Consider the following 16,214-nt stretch of genomic DNA (forward strand, 5'->3'; position numbering starts at 1 on the left):
ATTCGCCGGCAATGCCCAGATTGATTTGCCCGCCCAGCACCGAGATAGCACGGACGCGCTCCAGCTTGACGCGCGGCTCCCAGCGACTGATCGCCCGGACCGCCTCGGCTTGCACCGAGCTTTTCCAGCCCTCATTAACGGGCATGTCGACGTATAAGGGGATGTTGCTGCCGTAGTCCGGTCGATGCCGGCGACTGCCCACCCGCGTGCCCAGGATGTCCGCGATGGACTGACGCAGATGCCCGATGCCGGAAATGGGTTGGCCGGTGTGGCGATCCATTCCGATCATCTACATCACTCCTTCAGCGGCGCGAATTCTTCGTGGTCCAGCAGGAACGCCAGGGCCTCAGCATCATCCGATTGGACTTCCACCAGGCCTTTGGCCACCGGCAACGTGCGGGTGGATTTTGGAATAATCAGGGTGCGCGACGTGTAAACCAGATCGCGGAACTTCAGCAGCTCCGACACCGCACTAGGGGTCGCCAGCTCAGCGCTAACAGGCTTTTCGGTCTTGGCCATCGGGTTTCTCCAGGCATGAAAAAGCCCGCACTCGGCGGGCTGTCGTGGATTGAAATTAATGCGTGTGGTGATTGCTGTTACCACCGGCGTCGAGGATCTGGCCGGCACTGGTGATGTCCTTCGTTGCGTGTAACGTGCCGTCGATCAACACCGCGCCGGTCAGCTTGATAGCCGTCGACTTGAGCGTGACTGAATCGGGTGTCAACGCCGCCTCGGTGCCGCCGACTTTGGCCGTCACGGCGTTATCCGTAACGGTGACCACGGTGCTACCGACCTTGATGGTTACCGTGCCGGTGGGCAGGGTGATGGTGTAGGACTTGGCCTGCCAGTCGTAGACCAGCGAGCCACCATCGTCGAAGCGCCAGACCTCCACATGATCGCGGTTATCCGGCGGGCCGCCGGCATCCCCGTACAACCCCGGGATAAAGGTGCCGATGCCGGCTTGGCCGCTGGGATTGAACAACACTCCCTGCTCGCCCAAGCTCGGCGATCGCCAGTGCCTGGCCTTACCGGCCGCCAAGCTGTGCCAGCGCACCCAGGCGCTGGTCCATTCGCCATTGCTCACCCGCACCTTGCCCGCCACCAGATCCACACCGACCACCGCACACGGCATCAGCATGGCCGCAATCATGCGGTCATGCTCGGCACTGGCGTAACTCACAGATCCTCCGGATTCACCGGCCCATCGCCGGGCTCGATGTCAAACACCAAGGAACCCGGCGGCTCGTCTGGCCATAGCCATACCAGCTCGCCCAGCTCAAAGTTTTGCACCCACTGCACCGACCACATGACGAACTGCTCCAGCTCTTTGGTCGGGGCTTCCGGCTGCGCATGGATGTGTTCCGGTGGACCGGTGACAAACTCCAAGCCCCACATCTGGTCTTTCAAGGCGACCGTCATCTGCGCCGCCAAAATAGCCGCCTGCAACGACGCCTTGGGCCGGTCCGCATCAATCAAAATGCAGGACTGAAAGCGACCCACTAACGCCGTTTTGCCCTCGCCGCGATCGGTGCCCGGCGACATGTCGGTCAGGCCATACAACAGCGCCGGCGTCCTGACTTTCGAATCCAACTCAGGGAACGCCTCGACGTGCAGCACCTTGGGCATCGCCGCGCTGAGCGTGGCGGTGATTGCGTCATGTAATGTCGTCAGGTCGCTCATCGTTCGCACTCAGCACCAAGTCAACCATGCCGGCGCCGTCAGGCTTCAACCGGCTGACTTTGTAGGGGCCGCCACCCAGTTCGGGCGGCAGCTCAATGGTCAGAAAATCACCCCTTTTGACGCCGATCACGTCGACCACACGCACGGTAAAGGTCGGTTCCAACACCTCATCGGCATTGATCGCCGCCCCCAAGCGCACCGCCCCACCTTTGCCGCCGCCGATTTCAGCACCGACAAAGGGGGAGGCAAACGCACCCGAGACGGGCCGCCCATCGGCGAGGGTCGCCGGATCGCCCAGGTGGCTCACCAGCAAGGCGTCCATGCGATCGGCCAGGGCTCGAAAACGAGCGCCCGGCATTACTGAACGATCAGCACTTCGGCATAGCCACCGACCGAATCGGTCAACAGCTTGCCGTAGGGTGCCGAATCAGCAGTGCCGGTCGGCACCAGGGCGCCCGCCTTGACGCTGGCTTTCATGCCGGCCTTTAGTGCGGCATCCGCCGGAACGCTCCAGTTGCCCCCGGTGCGGTACACGATCAGCGTGCCCTTAGGGCCGCCCTGCAAGGGCATTACGGCCAGATCATTGATCACTTGCGGGATGCCAGCGGCGGAGCCGCCAGTGGGGGCTGGCCAAGTAACGGTTTCGCCAGTGCTTACATAGTTGGTGGACATAGACTTTTTCCTATCCAGAAACAACAAACCCCGCACTTGGCGGGGTCATGGGATGGTCGGCGTATTACGCGCCGGCGGACTTGTTCAGGCCGCGCGCATCGAGCGCGGACACGCCGGCGTCGATGCGAACCTTGGTGGCGATACCGTCGCTGGTAAAGCCTTCCATCTGATCGATGTACGGCACGTCAACGCCATCCAGATAGGCCACTTCGATAGTGTCGCTGCCTTGCTTCGCGGCCAGATACCAGGCCGACGACGAATTGTCGTCCAGACGCGGCTCGCCGATCACCTGGGCGAAGTTCTGGATCGGGTTGACCACGCCGGCGTTGACCTGGGCGGTCGGCACCGACGTCGAGCGGATCAACTGGTTGGCCTGATCTTCCAGCGCGACCGGGCACAACAGGTACGCGGGGCGCACATTCAGCGTGCGGGTCTTTTCGCCTTCTTTGGCGGGCTTGCCTTTCTGCAACGCCATGGCGGTTTTGGCCGCGCTCATCGCCGCGATCGACAGCGCCGAACCGGCACCGGTGAACAGGTTTTTGCGCGAGGCGTCGAACAGCGGCTTGCCGTCCTTCATCTTGCCGTTATTGATCAGGGTGTCATACACCAGATCACCGATGGTTGCGCGAGCAGCGGCGCCCATCAGACGCGGGATCGCGCTCAGCGCGTCGAGGTCGTCGTTGATGATCGCCTGACGATTGATGCTGAAAATTTCACCGTAGGTGGCCAGACGGATCGTCTCGCCGGTGTCGCCGAGGGTGATGTACTTGTATTCAGCACCCGGGCGAACTTCACGCAGGGTCGACATCGAACCCAGGCCGACGCGGTTGGCCACCTTGAAGTCGCTCAAACGGCCTTGACGAGTCCACAGGTGATAGGTTTCCTCGGCATCCTCCCAGCCAGCCAACAACGAACGGTGCGAGGCATCGAGCAGGATGTTGCCAAAGTCGCTGGCATCGTGGGTAAACGCCAGACCGACCATGTCCATTGGGCGCAGGGTCGCCACACCAATACCGCGATCAGCCAGAGAAGCCCGGGCCAATTCACGCATGGTCATGTGGTTATAGGCGTTGTCTGCTTGGTTTTCTTCCATGCCGAGGCGGCCAAACAGCGAAGCCCGCACCGAATCGCCGACCAGATTGCCGTTGTTGATATGCCCCTGATGCCGTGGACTCGCGACTGGGGTGGTCTGTGCGCCCATCGCCGCCAGCAGTTGCTCGCGTGCCTGGGCAACGGTGCAATTGACATCATCCTGGCAGGTGCGCAGCAACGACGCATGGGCTTCACCGAAGGTGCCGAAGGCCGCTTGAATACCGCCGCGACGAGTGACATCGTCCGCCAGCACCTGGGCGCGAATCTGGTCAGCCGTCAGATTGGACGGGGCCGGCGCTGGAGCTGGAGCTGGAGCTGGAGCGGCCACCGGCAGAGTGACCGAGCCGCGCGGGCTCAACAGTTGTTTAAAAGCTTCTGGCATGTTGGTGAACTCCTGCATGCGTTGCGATTTGATGTGAGCGAAGGCCTTGAGCGGCTCAAGGATTTTGTCTGCGAAGCCGGCCTCTACCGCCTCGCTGCCGAACATCCACGTTTCTGCGTCAAGCAAGGCGTGGATTTCCTCGGCGGTCTTGCCGGTCTTGGCGACATACGCCTGGACCAGCGAGCCCTCTACCTGATCGAGTAATGCGGCGTAACGCCGCATATCCTCGGCGTCACCACCCTGAATCCCCCAGGGCTTGTGGATCATGATCGCGGCGTTTTCGGGAACATTGACCGTGTCGCAAGCCATCAGGATCACGCTGCCCATCGACGCCGCCAGTGATCCCACAGTCCCGTCAACCCGGGCCGGGTGATGCTTAAGCATGTTGTAAATGGCGATCCCCTCGAACACTTCACCGCCCGGGGAATTGATGTACAAATTGATTTGTGACACGTCACCGAGCGCTTTTAGGTCTTTGGCGAACTGTTTGGCCGTGATGCCCCACGCGCCAATCTCGCCCTCTATGCGCAGCTCTACGATGCTTGCCGACAGCGCGCGCATTGAGTACCAGCTTTCGCCGCCCTCAGTCGCTGCCGTGATCGCGCCCCGTGGCCGCATCAGCGGTTCGTTGTTTTTCGTCATCATTGAGCTGATTCTTCCCGTAGATTTGGTGGTAGTAGTCCGAGCTGAATACCAGCCCGGCCTCGCGGTTCGCGTCGACTTCCGCCAAGCGCGACGCCTTGAGTTCTGTAGGGTTGCGCTGCCGCGATCTGACCACCTCGGCTTCATCGGCAAAGCCGGCCTCAACCAGAAGCTTCCACGCCGTCGCCTCATGCACCGGGTTGATCCAGGGCATCACCGGACCTTGATAGAACGCGCCGTAGATCGTTCGCGGATCGACGTCAGGGGGAACGACCAATTGGCCGCTCACGATCGCCATGCGCAGCCATTCGCGATAAACGGGACGGCACCAGTAGTCGATAAACTCGTGCTGAAGCAGGTCATAACCCAACTGCCCCTCGACCAGCTCCTGACGCTGGGCCGAATAGGTGCCGTCGTAACTGCGCGCCACACTGGAATAGGTGCTGCGCGTACCGGCCGCCACCGCCTTGAGCTGGCCATTGCGGAACCCCTCAAGAAACGGGTTCGGCCGGTTGCTTTCAATCATCCCAATGTCTTCACCGGGTAGCAGCGTGTCGATCACGATGCCCGGCGCGATCGGGAACGTTCGTTCGGCCCGAGTCTCTCCAGCGGGCGGCGGCACAAAGTCCTCACCGATGCCCTTCTTGATGTACATGGCCAACGCCGCACTGATGCGCGCCGCGACCCGCTCGCTCTCTTCGTAATCCTTGATGTCCGCCAAGCGGATCAGCACCGCATGCAGCAACGGCTGGCCACGGTTCTGCCCAATGCGTTTACGGTGCGCGATATGAATCATCTGCTCGACCGGCACGCGCTTGGTTTTCTGCGCCAGATTCCCGCCCAAATCCCCGGGATGGGTCTTCAGCAGGTGATACGCCCGAACACGGCGCCAAGAGTTGCGTTCGACGCCTTGGACGATGCCCTTTGAAAAGTCCGTGTATTCAATCGGGAGGTAGTCCGGCTCCAGCAACTCCAGGGCAAACGGCACGCCGTGCAGATGGTCATAGCCTGGCACCTTGCCCATCAGCTTCTGCGCCAAGGCCTCGCCATCGCGTAGCCAGGTGCGACACACCAGGCGCTCCATTTGCGGCCGGCTCAGCTCCCCGGACGACTCAGGTTTGAGCGACCAGTCACTCCATAGCGCCTTGAGCGCGGCCGCGAAAACGACGTGAATACTGCCGTCATAGCCCAACGGAATGGGCTCCACCGCAATACCTGGGCCGCCCACCACTCGTTCCTCCAAGCGGTCAAACAGGCCGGTGACAAGGTCGTGATCTTCATCCAGCTTGCGGCACTGCTCACGCAATGATTTGAGCGTGCGATTCAGCGAACCGTCGGCACTGCGTGCTTGTTTCTTGGCCTTGTGCGTGCGGGTCACCGTGGCCGCTTCAAAAGCCATGATCACGTTCCGCGCCCGCAGACGCTCGGCGACCATTCCGGGAAAGAGTGGCGCCAGGGCTTTATCGAGCAGGTTCAATCGAACGTCGCCAGGGAATGCCCCGGACGCCCCCCGCGCTGCTCTTGAGCCAAACGCCGCTCCCACTTCTCACGATTGGCGGTGATATCCCGCAATTCGGACATCACCGTTTTGCGGTCTTTGAATCCCATTTCCTTGGCAAGCAAAACGGCTTTCTCGGCCTCAATGTAGAGGTCGACCATTTCCTGGGCGCTTACACCAGCCATGCGCTCGCTCCTGTTTCAATCCAGCCGCCGGCGGCAGGCTGGTGGTCTGGTTGAGATTGGATCGGCACCGGGGCCGGTTCTGGCTCCGGCTCAACGGCCGGGGTTTCTGGTTCGTTGTTGCCTTCCGACTCGTCTGAATCGTCTGGCTCGTCTGGCACTTCCCATACGCCCGTTGCCGGGTTCTGGCTGGCCAGTAGGTCAAGATCGAGGCCGAATTTCTCTTGGCAGATCCGCAGTGCCGCCAAGGCGTACACAAAGCAGTCGAGCGCCTCGTTGCGCTTCTTGCTGGCATCCCAGCGCAGCACGCGCCGCCCTCGCGCCATGACCCATTTCTTTGTTTCACTGGTTAGCTGCTTCAGCTCGTCGCCGTCGCAGATCTCGTCATTGGCCGGGAAATGCACCAGCCCCGGCACCGGCCGATCACCATCCGGCTGCAACTTGAGCCGGTTGTAGATCACCTCTTTGGCGTTGTCGGTACCGATCTCGGTCAGGTAGGTTTTTGACTTCTTTTCTTTCCGGCGCGGGAAACTCGCAATTGGCTTGCCGTAGGTGCTGGCCCCGAAAATCGGGATCACCCAATGCACGCCATGCTTGCGGCTTTCAGCCCGAACAGCGTCCGAGTGGTGTCCGCCCGAGTCCCAGCACCATCGCTCGACCCGCATAACAGCACCGTCCGAACGGGTGAACAGGCGGTGCAACTCAAGCCCGACTTTGCGTTTGAGCACGGCGCTAGACGGATCGCCGTACAGAATCCGGCGATAGATCAACCACGCTTCTTCACCAGCACCCCAACCCCACACGCGCAGCTCGTAACGGTCGTCCTGGGTGTCAATCGAACCTGTCAGCACAACCACGCGCGGCGGCACCTGGGCGGCGTAGACCTCACGTCGTCCGTGCAACAGCTCCCAATCGACTTTTTCGGTCTGGTCTTCCTCCCACGTCTCGCCCAACGTGGTGTTGGTAAAGGTCTTGAGCTTGCCCCGATCCTTGCCGGCCTTGACGCGCTCGTCGGCGATCTTCACCCAGGTGGTGAAAGTCGAGTAAACCGTCCAGATATGGAACGTGAGCCGGCGCGGCGTTCGCATCGGCACATCGTCCGCTTCGAACCACTCGATGCTGTCACGCGTCCAGATGCCGGTTTTCTCGCAGATGTACCGGCCGACTCGGGACGCCTCGATCATCTCGTGATGTTCGAACGTGCAGCCGTTACCGGACTCGCATAGATACCAGGCCTTGATAACCTCGCCGCGCTCATCTTTCAGCCACTTGATGCCAAGCGGCTCATCTGGCCCGCCCCACTTCAGCGTCTGCTCAGTGCGACAGTGCGGGCAGCGAATGTGAAAGCGCATCAGGTAGGCCGATTCCTCGGCCGCCCGGGTGATCTGGCAGGTTCCAGCCAGCTTGGGCGTGGAGCCGCGAATCGACTTGGGGTAGGTCGCCCCCTCAAGGCGTTTATCGCCAAGGAACGTCGGCGAACCCTCGCCGTCGATGTCCTCATCGAAGTTCGACAGCTCGTCGTAGCCGACCTCATCCGGGCTTTTCTCCCGGTAGTTACCGCCGGCAGTACCACCCAGCCACCACAGAACCTTGCGGTTTTCGAAGACCTTGGATTCTTGGGTGTTGTCGCCGTGCTTTTTCCCGCACCAGGGCGCCAGTGCTTTGATTACCGGCACGTCCCGAATCATCGGATCGACGTGCTTTTTCATGATGTCTTTAGCGTCGTCGTCGGTCGGACTCCACATGCAGACGCTGCGCTTTTTATGCTCGATCTTGTAGGCGATGTTCGCCACCAACATCTTGGTGTAGCCAACCCGCGCCGACTTCAGCAGGTTTAGTTCTTCGATCAGGTCGTTGCCCATGGCGTTGAGCAAGGCCACCTGAAAGGCCTCAGTCGTCCACTTGCCTTCGCCGTAGGACGACTCCGACGACATGTAGAAATACTTGTCTGCCCATTCGACCGCCGTTAGTGGCGCATCTTTTTGAAGGCTTTTCAGCCCGCGCCGGACGGCGTCAACCAGCGGCCTCATCCACGGAGGCGATGTACTCATCTAAAAGCTCCGGTATGCGGTCAGCCAACCCAACAGCAGCGTTACGCGTAACGGCTATCTCGGTTTCGACTGCATCAAGGTGACGCACGGCGATATCGGGGTGCTTACGCTTTACGCTCTTAGGGATGGTGTTAAGGGTTGAGGCCAACTGCGCCGACAGGCTGGAGAGCGCAAAAATCATGAAACCGACCGGGACAAGCTCCTTGTCGCCGACCTTGTTTTTGCGTGCCTGGGTGTCGGCCTGCTCTCGGGTCAGCCGCAGTCGCTCGCAATCAATCTTGTAACCAATGAGTGGATCAACTTCTTCGGAGCCAGGTTGTTGCTTTCCGGTTTGGTGTTGAAGGCGGTTATCGACTACTGACCGGACGTCATAAAAGGACTCGCGACCGATCTTGGCAACCGCCACGACCCCCCATTTATCGAAGGCCTGCGTCGTGATACCCAGGCTTTCAGCCATGCGGGATTTGTTTAGCCATTCAGGCTTACGAGTGATCGATGGATTAGCCATAACTACACAACAACCAACCTCTGAAAATGGGTCATACATAGCGAAGAAGCGGGGCCCGAATTACCCCCTATGGGGTGGGGTCCAGAGGGACCCATGACTCTTTGGCCAAAACCCCATCCGTCAAGCGAAAACCAGACGAAAACCGTGCTTTTTCGACGTTTTCGGCATTGCTCGACCTCCAGGCGGTCAGGGCTTCGCGGTGGCCAGGGCCTGCGCGAAGGCGTCGGCGAACTCGGCCGAGTAGTTGGCCTTGACGATGTTCTGCGCGATCTTGAAGAACGGGAAAATGGTGCGATAAGCCGGCGCGCTGTCACTGAAGACAAACACCGGCCGCACGGCATCGCCATGGGCCATGGCCTTGCGCTCCCAAATCCCTTGCGCACCATCGACAGCACCACTGAAGAAGCGGTGAGCGTTGCCCTTGCGCTTGCTTCGTGTGCTGTTAGAGGCGTTGGCCTGATAGCCGCCGCGCTGCTCGGCAGCACTCAAGCCCGACAGGATCTTGAGCATGGTGCCGCGCGAGACGTTGCCGTATTGGTTCAACAGCGACTGATTGGGCAGCGCGTACTGGTTCGACTTCATCAGGCCGCGCGCAATCAACGCTTTCTCAAAGCCCTTGTGCGGCCGAAGCCCACCGACAACAGTCTGTTGCAGGTAGGTGTCAGCCGGGACGCCGGATGTCCACGAATCCTTGAAGTAGACCTGGGCGGGCTTGCTCTTGGTCGCCATGGTCACAAACAGGCTATTTAGCGTGGTCGGGGTCGGCCGATCGAGGCGCTTGCCCATCACGGTGATGGTGCCCTTCTTGACCCGCTTGGCCAGATTGGTCGCGGTCAGCCTCAAGACATACGGCAGATGCCTTTTTTCCAGCTCTTGCATGCCCGCCGTGATCGGCGCCGCATCTAACGACAGATCCAGCTTAAACATGCTGTGCCCTTTTGCTTGTGCCCTACTGGCCGCTCGTCTTTTGCCCTGGCGATGGGTCGTTAACTCCTGCCCTCTTTGCCAAGAATTGTGTGTACAGACCACCAGCAACATCGGCACCGATGACCGCGATGACGATGCCTAAACCTGCAGCCAGATAGAGGTTGCTCCACAGAGCCATAGCGAGCAGAAGCGTGGCCATACCCAATAGGCCAGATGCAAGGAAGCGCAGTGCCACGCGCTGCAGGATCTGCCGAAGGCCAAGTTCGGAGCCTGATGCCCTCAGCATCTCCCCGGACAAACCGGCCATGCTCAACAACACCAACAGCCATAGGGGCACATCGGCGAGAGCTTGATGCTCTGTGTTCATCTGTTGTCCTCAAATAGGTTCGGCCCCCATGTCACTGTCATCCGCTTGAAGCAAAGAGCCAGGCATGGGGCCGAAAACGAAAAAGCCCTGCTCGATGGCAGGGCTTGCAAACGGGAACAAAAAACCCGGCTCGATGGCCGGGTTCTTGGAAGCGTCTCGCTGCGTTCACAGCAATACACGCTGCTATGAAATCACAGCTATTCCGTGCGGAAAAGGCACATTTTGCATACTTGGATGCTTGGATGCTTGGATGCTTGGATGCTTGGATGCTTGGATGCTTGGATGCTTGGATGCTTGGATGCTTGGATGCTTGGATGCTTGGATGCTTGGATGCTTGGATGCTTGGATGCTTGCAAGGGTGCACTGGCCCCGTCTGAGCGCATCCGACGGTGCCCGATATACCACCCAAACACCTCGCAGGTCTCTCGATTTCCAGCCTCATTAAAATGCACAATTAAAGATAAAAAACGCGAAGCTTTTCACAAGCTGCTTGCTTGGATATCCTGCTATTTCGGAACACGATTTACGGCTGGTCATAGTTAGCTACTTTTGGCGTAACATCTTTTTGCAAAGGATACTGTAGTGGCAAATCTCAAGGTTTTTATTTCTTCTACTTGTTACGACCTCCATTCGATACGTGGACAGTTACGAAATATAATGATGGATTTTGGTCACGAACCCATCATGAGCGACCAGGCAGAGGTTATTTTTGATCCACAGATCCACACACACACTAGTTGCCTTCGAGAGGTTGGAAACTGTGATGTAGTAGTTTTAGTTATAGGGTCACGCTTCGGGGGCACAATCATACCCAAAGCTCTAGAACTGATCGACATGGGGCGAGTTATAGACATGAGTCGCTCAGACCGCTTTGGTGAAAACGGAGCCAAAATTTCCATCACTCAGGCAGAAATACTACAAGCAATACAACACGGCATCCCTGTGTTTGCTTTTGTTGACTCCGGTGTAATGCGAGACCATTTGACCTATGAAAAAAACAAGAACAAACCAATAATTAACCAAATAGAGTTTTCTTCAATTGAGAAAACTGAAACTGCAGCATATATTTTTGAGTTCATAAACTATTTAAGAATGAGAAATGAAAACAATAGTATCTTTGAGTTCTCCCGATTCGAAGACATCGAAATACAACTAAAAAAACAGTGGTCTGGGCTGTTCCAGCGCCTACTAAGCGAGCAGCGCTCAAAGGCTTATGAAGGCAGACATATAGAACAGTTAAGCAGCCAGATAGCAGACCTCAAAGCTGCTGTACTAGGTTCCATTTCAAGTGTCGAACTAAAAGAGACCGCAAAAGGCGCTATTCGCTTTCGCATGCTGATTGACTTTACTCATAGCTTGATAAATGAAGCAAACTCCTTGGAAGTAAACTCACTACTGAGGTCAAATATCTCTTGGAAAGAACTATTTACTACACTCGGCATTATTGAGGTTCGTCAAGCTTCATATTCAAATCGTTTCAACCCGTACCACTCAATCCTTTTAAAAGACGATGGCACATATTTTAGATCGCGCATTCCAACGATGCGGATCTCCCGATTGCAAGCCGAGTGGGATGACTTTAAAGGACTGGGGAGTGATGCGAAAGATGCCATCATCAATGCCATACTTGATAGCCGCAACGGACGGACGCCGTCAATCGTCCGACATTTCAATGAACCTTATATTGAAGATGACGCATCAACATTGGTAACCGATGATGAGGACCTAGGTACAGATGCTCCAAAACCAGCAAACGATCGAGTCTTGCTCACAAAAGAAAAATACATCGAAGAGTCATTGAAGAATTTCTTATCCATAGACCCATCCTTCACGAACATGAACTTTCTAATAGATGTCAACTCAGACAGCGTCAAAGTAGCCAAGCTAAATCTAAAAGGCGACCGCAAAGTAGAAAACTTTACCTTTTCCTATAATGCCGCAGAAGATAGTCTTACCGCTCCTATCGAGAAACTGAAAGAAGAAATAAAAAACACCATTACAACAACAGAAACCGACGATAATTAACCCTCAGTCTTGAAGGTCAATTTTTATTTTTGCTCTCGGATCACTGATCACGCAGCCACCGTTTAAAGCATGATTTTAAACGGTGGCTGCAAACTACTTTTTAGACAATCATACACACCCAATTTAAAAAAGCATTTTAGGCCCTATTTCACCGGAGCCCATACAATCAAAAGATACAGCAAATATTAGGCTACTTGACGCATGATATCGACAGCACAATCAATCCATGCAACCCCTGCCCTCGCCAACTCCCTCGCCTTACCTTCGCTGATACCGTAGTGCTTGCCGACTCGCAACATGGGCCATTTAGCACCGTAGTAAAGCCAAACAATGTCGCCCATCTGCTGATCGCGATGCGCGAGCCTCGCAACGGCATTATCAACAGCAATGGCCCAATCGTCAGTAATGCAATAGCTCTTACTCGTCACCGGTTGTGCCACCGCTTGACGCATCAGCGCGAAAGTCGGAGATGTATAACCAGGTACCCCTACTCCATCCATTCGCCACCATCCCCACTGCTCCAACAGATACTCGGTGTCTCCCAACGGTCGGCCTGCCGGCTTGCGAATCATCATGTTCTCAATCTCCTGTGTAATTTGTGCCGCCCGCCCCCAGGCGGTTCGATTGTTCGCGTTGTGGCCTGGCTACGTTGGTCTGGCCTTTCAATGCCGCAATTTGACGCTGCGTCTGCTGCAGCTTGAAACTCAACTGGGTAACCAACTCGTCTGAAGAAAGCACCAACTTACTGCCCCTAACAACCCAACCTGAGCCGTTGCATTCGGTGCAAACCAGCTCATAAAACAGCCCCATTACTACTGCTCTGCCCCTGCACACCGAACAAGGCTCCAGCTCGATCCTCTCCCGCTTAAAGCCAAGCACTTGCCCTGTCTGCATGTTTTGAAACCTCGCCCTTAACAAATTGCGGAAGTGACTCGCAGGCGGCGCTATTCAAGGCGTCTACGAGGTTTTGCGATTCTTCATATCTAGCGTCTGTCTGCTGGTGGATCGCCTTGAAGCCACGCTCATCTAACCAGTTGTGCCACTTCACCAGAGCCAGCCGACGTTGTTCTTTGGCCTGGGTGTTGATGTAGGTGGAAGCGATCTTGCCGAGGGAATGATTGAGCAACATCTCGCCGATGTGGCCGTCGACGCCAAGGTCGGTCCACGCGGTACGCGCCACCTTGCGCAGGTCGTGACTGGTCCAGGCGCCCTGCCCCAACCGGGTGAACACGGCGCTGGCCTGATTCTCGCTCAGCGTCTTGCCGCGACGGGATGGAAACAGGAACGGCCCCATATACCCTTGGGCGGCTTGGCGCTCACGGTAGCGGCGCAGCAGCGCGCAGGCTTGGTCAGTCAGCGGCACCCGCAGCTCGGTCTTGCTCTTGGTGTGCTCGGCCGGCAGGAACCACTCGCGCTCCGACAATGTGATGTCGGCCCAGCGAGACTGGCGGGTTTCGCCAATGCGGGTGCCGTGGCACAGCATCATCAAAGCCAGCATGGCGTCACCCGGCGCCGTGTCGAAGCGTTCGGCCAGTTGCGTCACCAGCTCGGGCAACTGCGCATCGCGCAGGCGCGCGGCCTTGGGCAGAATGCGCGCCGTCGTGAAATTGCCGAACTTGAGCTCGGCCATCGGGTTGGCCGGGATCAGGTCGAGCTTGCGGACTTGCCTGAAAGCCATGGCCAGCAGTCGGTACAATTGCTGGACGTACGACAGCGACAGTTCTTCCTGCGCCGGCCACATCAGCAGTTGGTCGAGGGTCTGGGCGTTGACGTCGCCAATCAGCAGATCATCAAGGCGTGGCTTGAGCTGGCAACTGATGGCTGACTTGATCGCTGACCGGCGCTTGGCCGAAAGCGAACGGGAGCGGGCCATGCGCTCAGCAAACCAGTCCAGCAACTCGCCGACGGTGACCCAACCGGAAACGCTGGCCGCCCCATCGGCCGCCACGCGTAAGCGCACCGCCGGCAACGCCGCGACCACCTGCTTGGTGTTCAGGTCCGGAAAGCCGCCGATGCGGTGCCACTGGCGTTTGTTCAGTAGGTACCAAGAGCCGCGTGCGCGATTCTTCGCATAACGGAAGTGCAACGCCGGGTGACTCGCATCGCGCAGGTCGCGCACATGCTCCAGCTTGGCGTTGCGTTGAATCTCAGCGTCCGACAGTTTCACTGTCAGGGTCTTGATCAGGGCGCTCAATCGGCCACCTCCGATGGAGCGAAACGATCGATCACCTCGAACGTTGAAGGCCACATCCACGCGCCATACCGCTTGGCCATGGCCTCGTCAGCGAACAGTGCCAACGCATGGTCGGGTGCGCTGCTCAAATCCAATTTGAACGAGCAGCAGAATACCGCGAAGCGGTAGGTGGACGGATCGGGAACAGCGAGTCGCTGAGAGTCCATCAGAACGATTCCTTTTTTCGGTAACGGTTGGCCAGGCTGGTGACCTTCTCCGGGTGCTCGACAGCCACTGGCTTCCACCCGGCAGCAAGGTTTTCAAAGCGGTTGTACTGACCAAGAAAGGCCGTGCGGACCGTGCCCATCTCGATGTCGCGCCCCTTGCCTATGATGATTTCGGCAATGCCCTTGGCTTCGGTGTTTTCGTGATAGACCTCGTCGCGGTACACGAACAAGATCACATCGGCGTCCTGCTCGATGGCGCCTGACTCCCTCAAATCCGAGGGGATAGGCCGTTTGTTGGGGCGCTCTTCGCATTTGCGGGAAAGCTGGCTCAGCAACACGACGGGGATGCCCAACTCCTTGGCGAGCAACTTGCAACCACGACTGATGCTGCTGACTTCTTCGGTGCGGTTACCGCCCTCGCCCTCCAGCAGCTGCAGGTAGTCGATCATCAGCAGATCGAGGCCGTAACGCAGCTTGTGGCGACGAGCCAATGAGCGAATCCGCCCGATCGACGAGCCGGCGCGGTCGGCGATGTACAGCGGAGCGCGTCGCAGCACCCCAGCCGCTGCGGCCAGCTCCGTGCCGTGGTTCTGGCACGCCGTGCCGTTCTTCACCTGGGTGAGCGGAATACGTCCCTCAGACGCCACGGCGCGGTCCAGCAGTTGGCCTTGGTTCATCTCTAGGCTGATGACCAGAGAAGACTTGTTTTGGCGCACGGCTGCATCGATGACAAAACCCATCGCCAGCGTGGTTTTGCCCATCGCGGGGCGTCCGGCGACGATGTACAGGTGGTCGGGTTGCAGGCCGCCGATTTTCTCGTCCAGGTCTTTCAGGCCGGTCGACAGGCCGATCAGGGTTTCGCCGCGAGCATGACGATCATGGCGCTCCTGCCACACCTCCAGCTGGTCGACCAGCACATCGCCGACTTTGACGATGTCGTCATCACCGGCGCCGCAATCGATGGCCATGGCAGCCGCTTGGACGGCGGCGATTTTTGTCTGCACATCCTGATCGCTGTGTGCGATGTCCATGGCTTGGCCACCCAAATCGAACAGAGCGCGTTCGATGGCTCGCTCTCGCACGATGACGGCGTAAGTCTTGGCGTTGGCGACGCTGGGTGTGCCGTTGACAATTTCGGCGCAGTAAGCAAAAGCCGGGGTGCCATCCAGCAAGACGCCCACGTGGTCGCCCACAGTGAGGAAGTCGACCGCTTTGCCGGCCGAGCGGACCGCCAGAATCCCCCGGTACACTTCGGCGTTTTCCGCGAAATAGAACGATTCGGCGGACAAGTCATCGCTCAGGGAGTCGATCAGTTCCGGGCGCTGCATCATTGCACCCAGCAGGCCGTGTTCGGCCTCGATGTTGTAGGGGTCACGCATGGTAATTACCCTCAACGACCTTGACGAAATTGCTCGGCGCGATCAACCAATCGAAGTTGCAGCGGAACGGACTGCCACCCGAAGCGGACACCTCGCCCATCAGGAACTTGCTTGAGCGCACCAGGGCGAAGTACTCGGCCCAGAACTGGAGATCCTGATGTACTTCGCTCTCGTTCCAGCGGGCACCGATCTTGGCGATCCGATCCTTGGTCAACATCACGACTCGAGGAAACTCTGGAATCGTCTTGTTGAACAAATCGACGATGGCTTGAGTCGGGCACTTCGCTTTCGAAATTTTGGATGGTTGCTCATCGCCGACAAGAGGTGACGATTCACTTGATGGTTCTATTACGGTTCTGGGTGCGGCTGCTGCGGGGGTTTGTGTCGTGAGCTGCGGGGGGGGTGGTGC

Annotated in this window: 18 protein-coding genes and 2 pseudogenes; 1 reads left to right on the forward strand and 19 read right to left on the reverse strand. The window is 58.0% G+C overall.

Features of this window, described 5'->3' with window-relative positions:
• Position 1: 1 nt before the first annotated feature.
• The 13 genes and pseudogenes from KGB23_RS21815 to KGB23_RS21875 form a co-directional block, all read right to left on the reverse strand.
• Positions 2-289 (reverse strand): annotated as a pseudogene (locus KGB23_RS21815) (GPW/gp25 family protein); the annotation flags it as partial.
• 5 nt (positions 290-294) lie between these two features.
• Positions 295-519, reverse strand: coding sequence for a hypothetical protein (locus KGB23_RS21820; RefSeq protein ID WP_223432549.1), 225 nt, complete (start codon positions 517-519; stop codon positions 295-297).
• A 55-nt stretch (positions 520-574) separates the two neighbouring features.
• The gene (locus tag KGB23_RS21825; RefSeq protein ID WP_223432550.1) at positions 575-1,180 is read right to left on the reverse strand and encodes a phage baseplate assembly protein V; all 606 of its coding nucleotides are present in this window, start codon (positions 1,178-1,180) and stop codon (positions 575-577) included.
• Entirely contained in the window at positions 1,177-1,680 is a 504-nt protein-coding gene (locus KGB23_RS21830; protein WP_223432551.1) for a hypothetical protein, read from the reverse strand. Before KGB23_RS21830 ends, KGB23_RS21825 begins: the two co-directional genes overlap by 4 nt.
• Positions 1,655-2,002 carry a hypothetical protein gene (locus KGB23_RS21835; RefSeq protein WP_223432552.1) on the reverse strand — a complete coding sequence of 116 codons (348 nt, stop codon included), beginning with the start codon at positions 2,000-2,002 and terminating at the stop codon, positions 1,655-1,657. Before KGB23_RS21835 ends, KGB23_RS21830 begins: the two co-directional genes overlap by 26 nt.
• A gap of 35 nt (positions 2,003-2,037) precedes the next feature.
• A complete protein-coding gene (locus KGB23_RS21840) occupies positions 2,038-2,352 on the reverse strand; it encodes a hypothetical protein (protein ID WP_223432553.1) in 315 nt (104 codons plus the stop codon).
• 64 nt (positions 2,353-2,416) lie between these two features.
• Positions 2,417-4,471 (reverse strand): ClpP-like prohead protease/major capsid protein fusion protein, encoded by a 2,055-nt coding sequence (locus KGB23_RS21845; protein WP_223432554.1) that lies wholly within the window; start codon positions 4,469-4,471, stop codon positions 2,417-2,419.
• Entirely contained in the window at positions 4,410-5,945 is a 1,536-nt protein-coding gene (locus tag KGB23_RS21850; RefSeq protein ID WP_223432555.1) for a phage portal protein, read from the reverse strand. Before KGB23_RS21850 ends, KGB23_RS21845 begins: the two co-directional genes overlap by 62 nt.
• The gene (locus KGB23_RS21855; RefSeq protein ID WP_223432556.1) at positions 5,942-6,151 is read right to left on the reverse strand and encodes a primosomal replication protein PriB/PriC domain protein; all 210 of its coding nucleotides are present in this window, start codon (positions 6,149-6,151) and stop codon (positions 5,942-5,944) included. The genes KGB23_RS21850 and KGB23_RS21855 overlap by 4 nt, the downstream gene beginning before the upstream one ends.
• Positions 6,139-8,199, reverse strand: coding sequence for a phage terminase large subunit family protein (locus KGB23_RS21860; RefSeq protein ID WP_223432557.1), 2,061 nt, complete (start codon positions 8,197-8,199; stop codon positions 6,139-6,141). Before KGB23_RS21860 ends, KGB23_RS21855 begins: the two co-directional genes overlap by 13 nt.
• Positions 8,162-8,707 carry a terminase small subunit gene (locus KGB23_RS21865; protein WP_223432558.1) on the reverse strand — a complete coding sequence of 182 codons (546 nt, stop codon included), beginning with the start codon at positions 8,705-8,707 and terminating at the stop codon, positions 8,162-8,164. Before KGB23_RS21865 ends, KGB23_RS21860 begins: the two co-directional genes overlap by 38 nt.
• A gap of 186 nt (positions 8,708-8,893) precedes the next feature.
• Complete coding sequence (locus tag KGB23_RS21870; RefSeq protein ID WP_223432559.1) at positions 8,894-9,634, reverse strand: hypothetical protein; 741 nt, start codon at positions 9,632-9,634, stop codon at positions 8,894-8,896.
• 22 nt (positions 9,635-9,656) lie between these two features.
• The gene (locus tag KGB23_RS21875) at positions 9,657-10,001 is read right to left on the reverse strand and encodes a phage holin family protein (protein ID WP_223432560.1); all 345 of its coding nucleotides are present in this window, start codon (positions 9,999-10,001) and stop codon (positions 9,657-9,659) included.
• Between the two features lie 582 nt (positions 10,002-10,583).
• Between KGB23_RS21875 and KGB23_RS21880 the strand changes: the two genes are divergently transcribed.
• The gene (locus KGB23_RS21880) at positions 10,584-12,026 is read left to right on the forward strand and encodes a DUF4062 domain-containing protein (protein ID WP_223432561.1); all 1,443 of its coding nucleotides are present in this window, start codon (positions 10,584-10,586) and stop codon (positions 12,024-12,026) included.
• 185 nt (positions 12,027-12,211) lie between these two features.
• Here KGB23_RS21880 and KGB23_RS21885 read toward each other — a convergent pair whose 3' ends face one another.
• The 6 genes and pseudogenes from KGB23_RS21885 to KGB23_RS21910 form a co-directional block, all read right to left on the reverse strand.
• A complete protein-coding gene (locus tag KGB23_RS21885) occupies positions 12,212-12,601 on the reverse strand; it encodes an antiterminator Q family protein (RefSeq protein ID WP_223432562.1) in 390 nt (129 codons plus the stop codon).
• A gap of 4 nt (positions 12,602-12,605) precedes the next feature.
• Positions 12,606-12,836 carry a hypothetical protein gene (locus KGB23_RS21890; RefSeq protein WP_317851626.1) on the reverse strand — a complete coding sequence of 77 codons (231 nt, stop codon included), beginning with the start codon at positions 12,834-12,836 and terminating at the stop codon, positions 12,606-12,608.
• 55 nt (positions 12,837-12,891) lie between these two features.
• Entirely contained in the window at positions 12,892-14,220 is a 1,329-nt protein-coding gene (locus KGB23_RS21895) for a tyrosine-type recombinase/integrase (protein WP_223432564.1), read from the reverse strand.
• A complete protein-coding gene (locus KGB23_RS21900) occupies positions 14,217-14,426 on the reverse strand; it encodes a hypothetical protein (RefSeq protein WP_223432565.1) in 210 nt (69 codons plus the stop codon). Before KGB23_RS21900 ends, KGB23_RS21895 begins: the two co-directional genes overlap by 4 nt.
• Positions 14,426-15,805, reverse strand: a complete 1,380-nt coding sequence (gene dnaB / locus KGB23_RS21905) for a replicative DNA helicase (RefSeq protein ID WP_223432566.1) — start codon at positions 15,803-15,805, stop codon at positions 14,426-14,428. Before dnaB ends, KGB23_RS21900 begins: the two co-directional genes overlap by 1 nt.
• Positions 15,798-16,214: pseudogene (locus KGB23_RS21910) on the reverse strand (helix-turn-helix domain-containing protein); the annotation flags it as partial. The pseudogene KGB23_RS21910 and the gene dnaB, both read right to left, overlap by 8 nt.

It is taken from the genome of Pseudomonas sp. GL-B-26 (assembly GCF_019947405.1).
GTDB lineage: Bacteria > Pseudomonadota > Gammaproteobacteria > Pseudomonadales > Pseudomonadaceae > Aquipseudomonas.

Coding starts and splice junctions, on each gene's coding strand:
- KGB23_RS21820 (WP_223432549.1), bottom strand. CDS start 519: ATGGCCAAGACCGAAAAGCCTGTTAGCGCTGAGCTGGCGACCCCTAGT.
- KGB23_RS21830 (WP_223432551.1), bottom strand. CDS start 1,680: ATGAGCGACCTGACGACATTACATGACGCAATCACCGCCACGCTCAGC.
- KGB23_RS21835 (WP_223432552.1), bottom strand. CDS start 2,002: ATGGACGCCTTGCTGGTGAGCCACCTGGGCGATCCGGCGACCCTCGCC.
- KGB23_RS21840 (WP_223432553.1), bottom strand. CDS start 2,352: ATGTCCACCAACTATGTAAGCACTGGCGAAACCGTTACTTGGCCAGCC.
- KGB23_RS21845 (WP_223432554.1), bottom strand. CDS start 4,471: ATGATGACGAAAAACAACGAACCGCTGATGCGGCCACGGGGCGCGATC.
- KGB23_RS21855 (WP_223432556.1), bottom strand. CDS start 6,151: ATGGCTGGTGTAAGCGCCCAGGAAATGGTCGACCTCTACATTGAGGCC.
- KGB23_RS21860 (WP_223432557.1), bottom strand. CDS start 8,199: ATGAGTACATCGCCTCCGTGGATGAGGCCGCTGGTTGACGCCGTCCGG.
- KGB23_RS21865 (WP_223432558.1), bottom strand. CDS start 8,707: ATGGCTAATCCATCGATCACTCGTAAGCCTGAATGGCTAAACAAATCC.
- KGB23_RS21870 (WP_223432559.1), bottom strand. CDS start 9,634: ATGTTTAAGCTGGATCTGTCGTTAGATGCGGCGCCGATCACGGCGGGC.
- KGB23_RS21875 (WP_223432560.1), bottom strand. CDS start 10,001: ATGAACACAGAGCATCAAGCTCTCGCCGATGTGCCCCTATGGCTGTTG.
- KGB23_RS21885 (WP_223432562.1), bottom strand. CDS start 12,601: ATGATGATTCGCAAGCCGGCAGGCCGACCGTTGGGAGACACCGAGTAT.
- KGB23_RS21890 (WP_317851626.1), bottom strand. CDS start 12,836: ATGGGGCTGTTTTATGAGCTGGTTTGCACCGAATGCAACGGCTCAGGT.
- KGB23_RS21900 (WP_223432565.1), bottom strand. CDS start 14,426: ATGGACTCTCAGCGACTCGCTGTTCCCGATCCGTCCACCTACCGCTTC.
- dnaB (WP_223432566.1), bottom strand. CDS start 15,805: ATGCGTGACCCCTACAACATCGAGGCCGAACACGGCCTGCTGGGTGCA.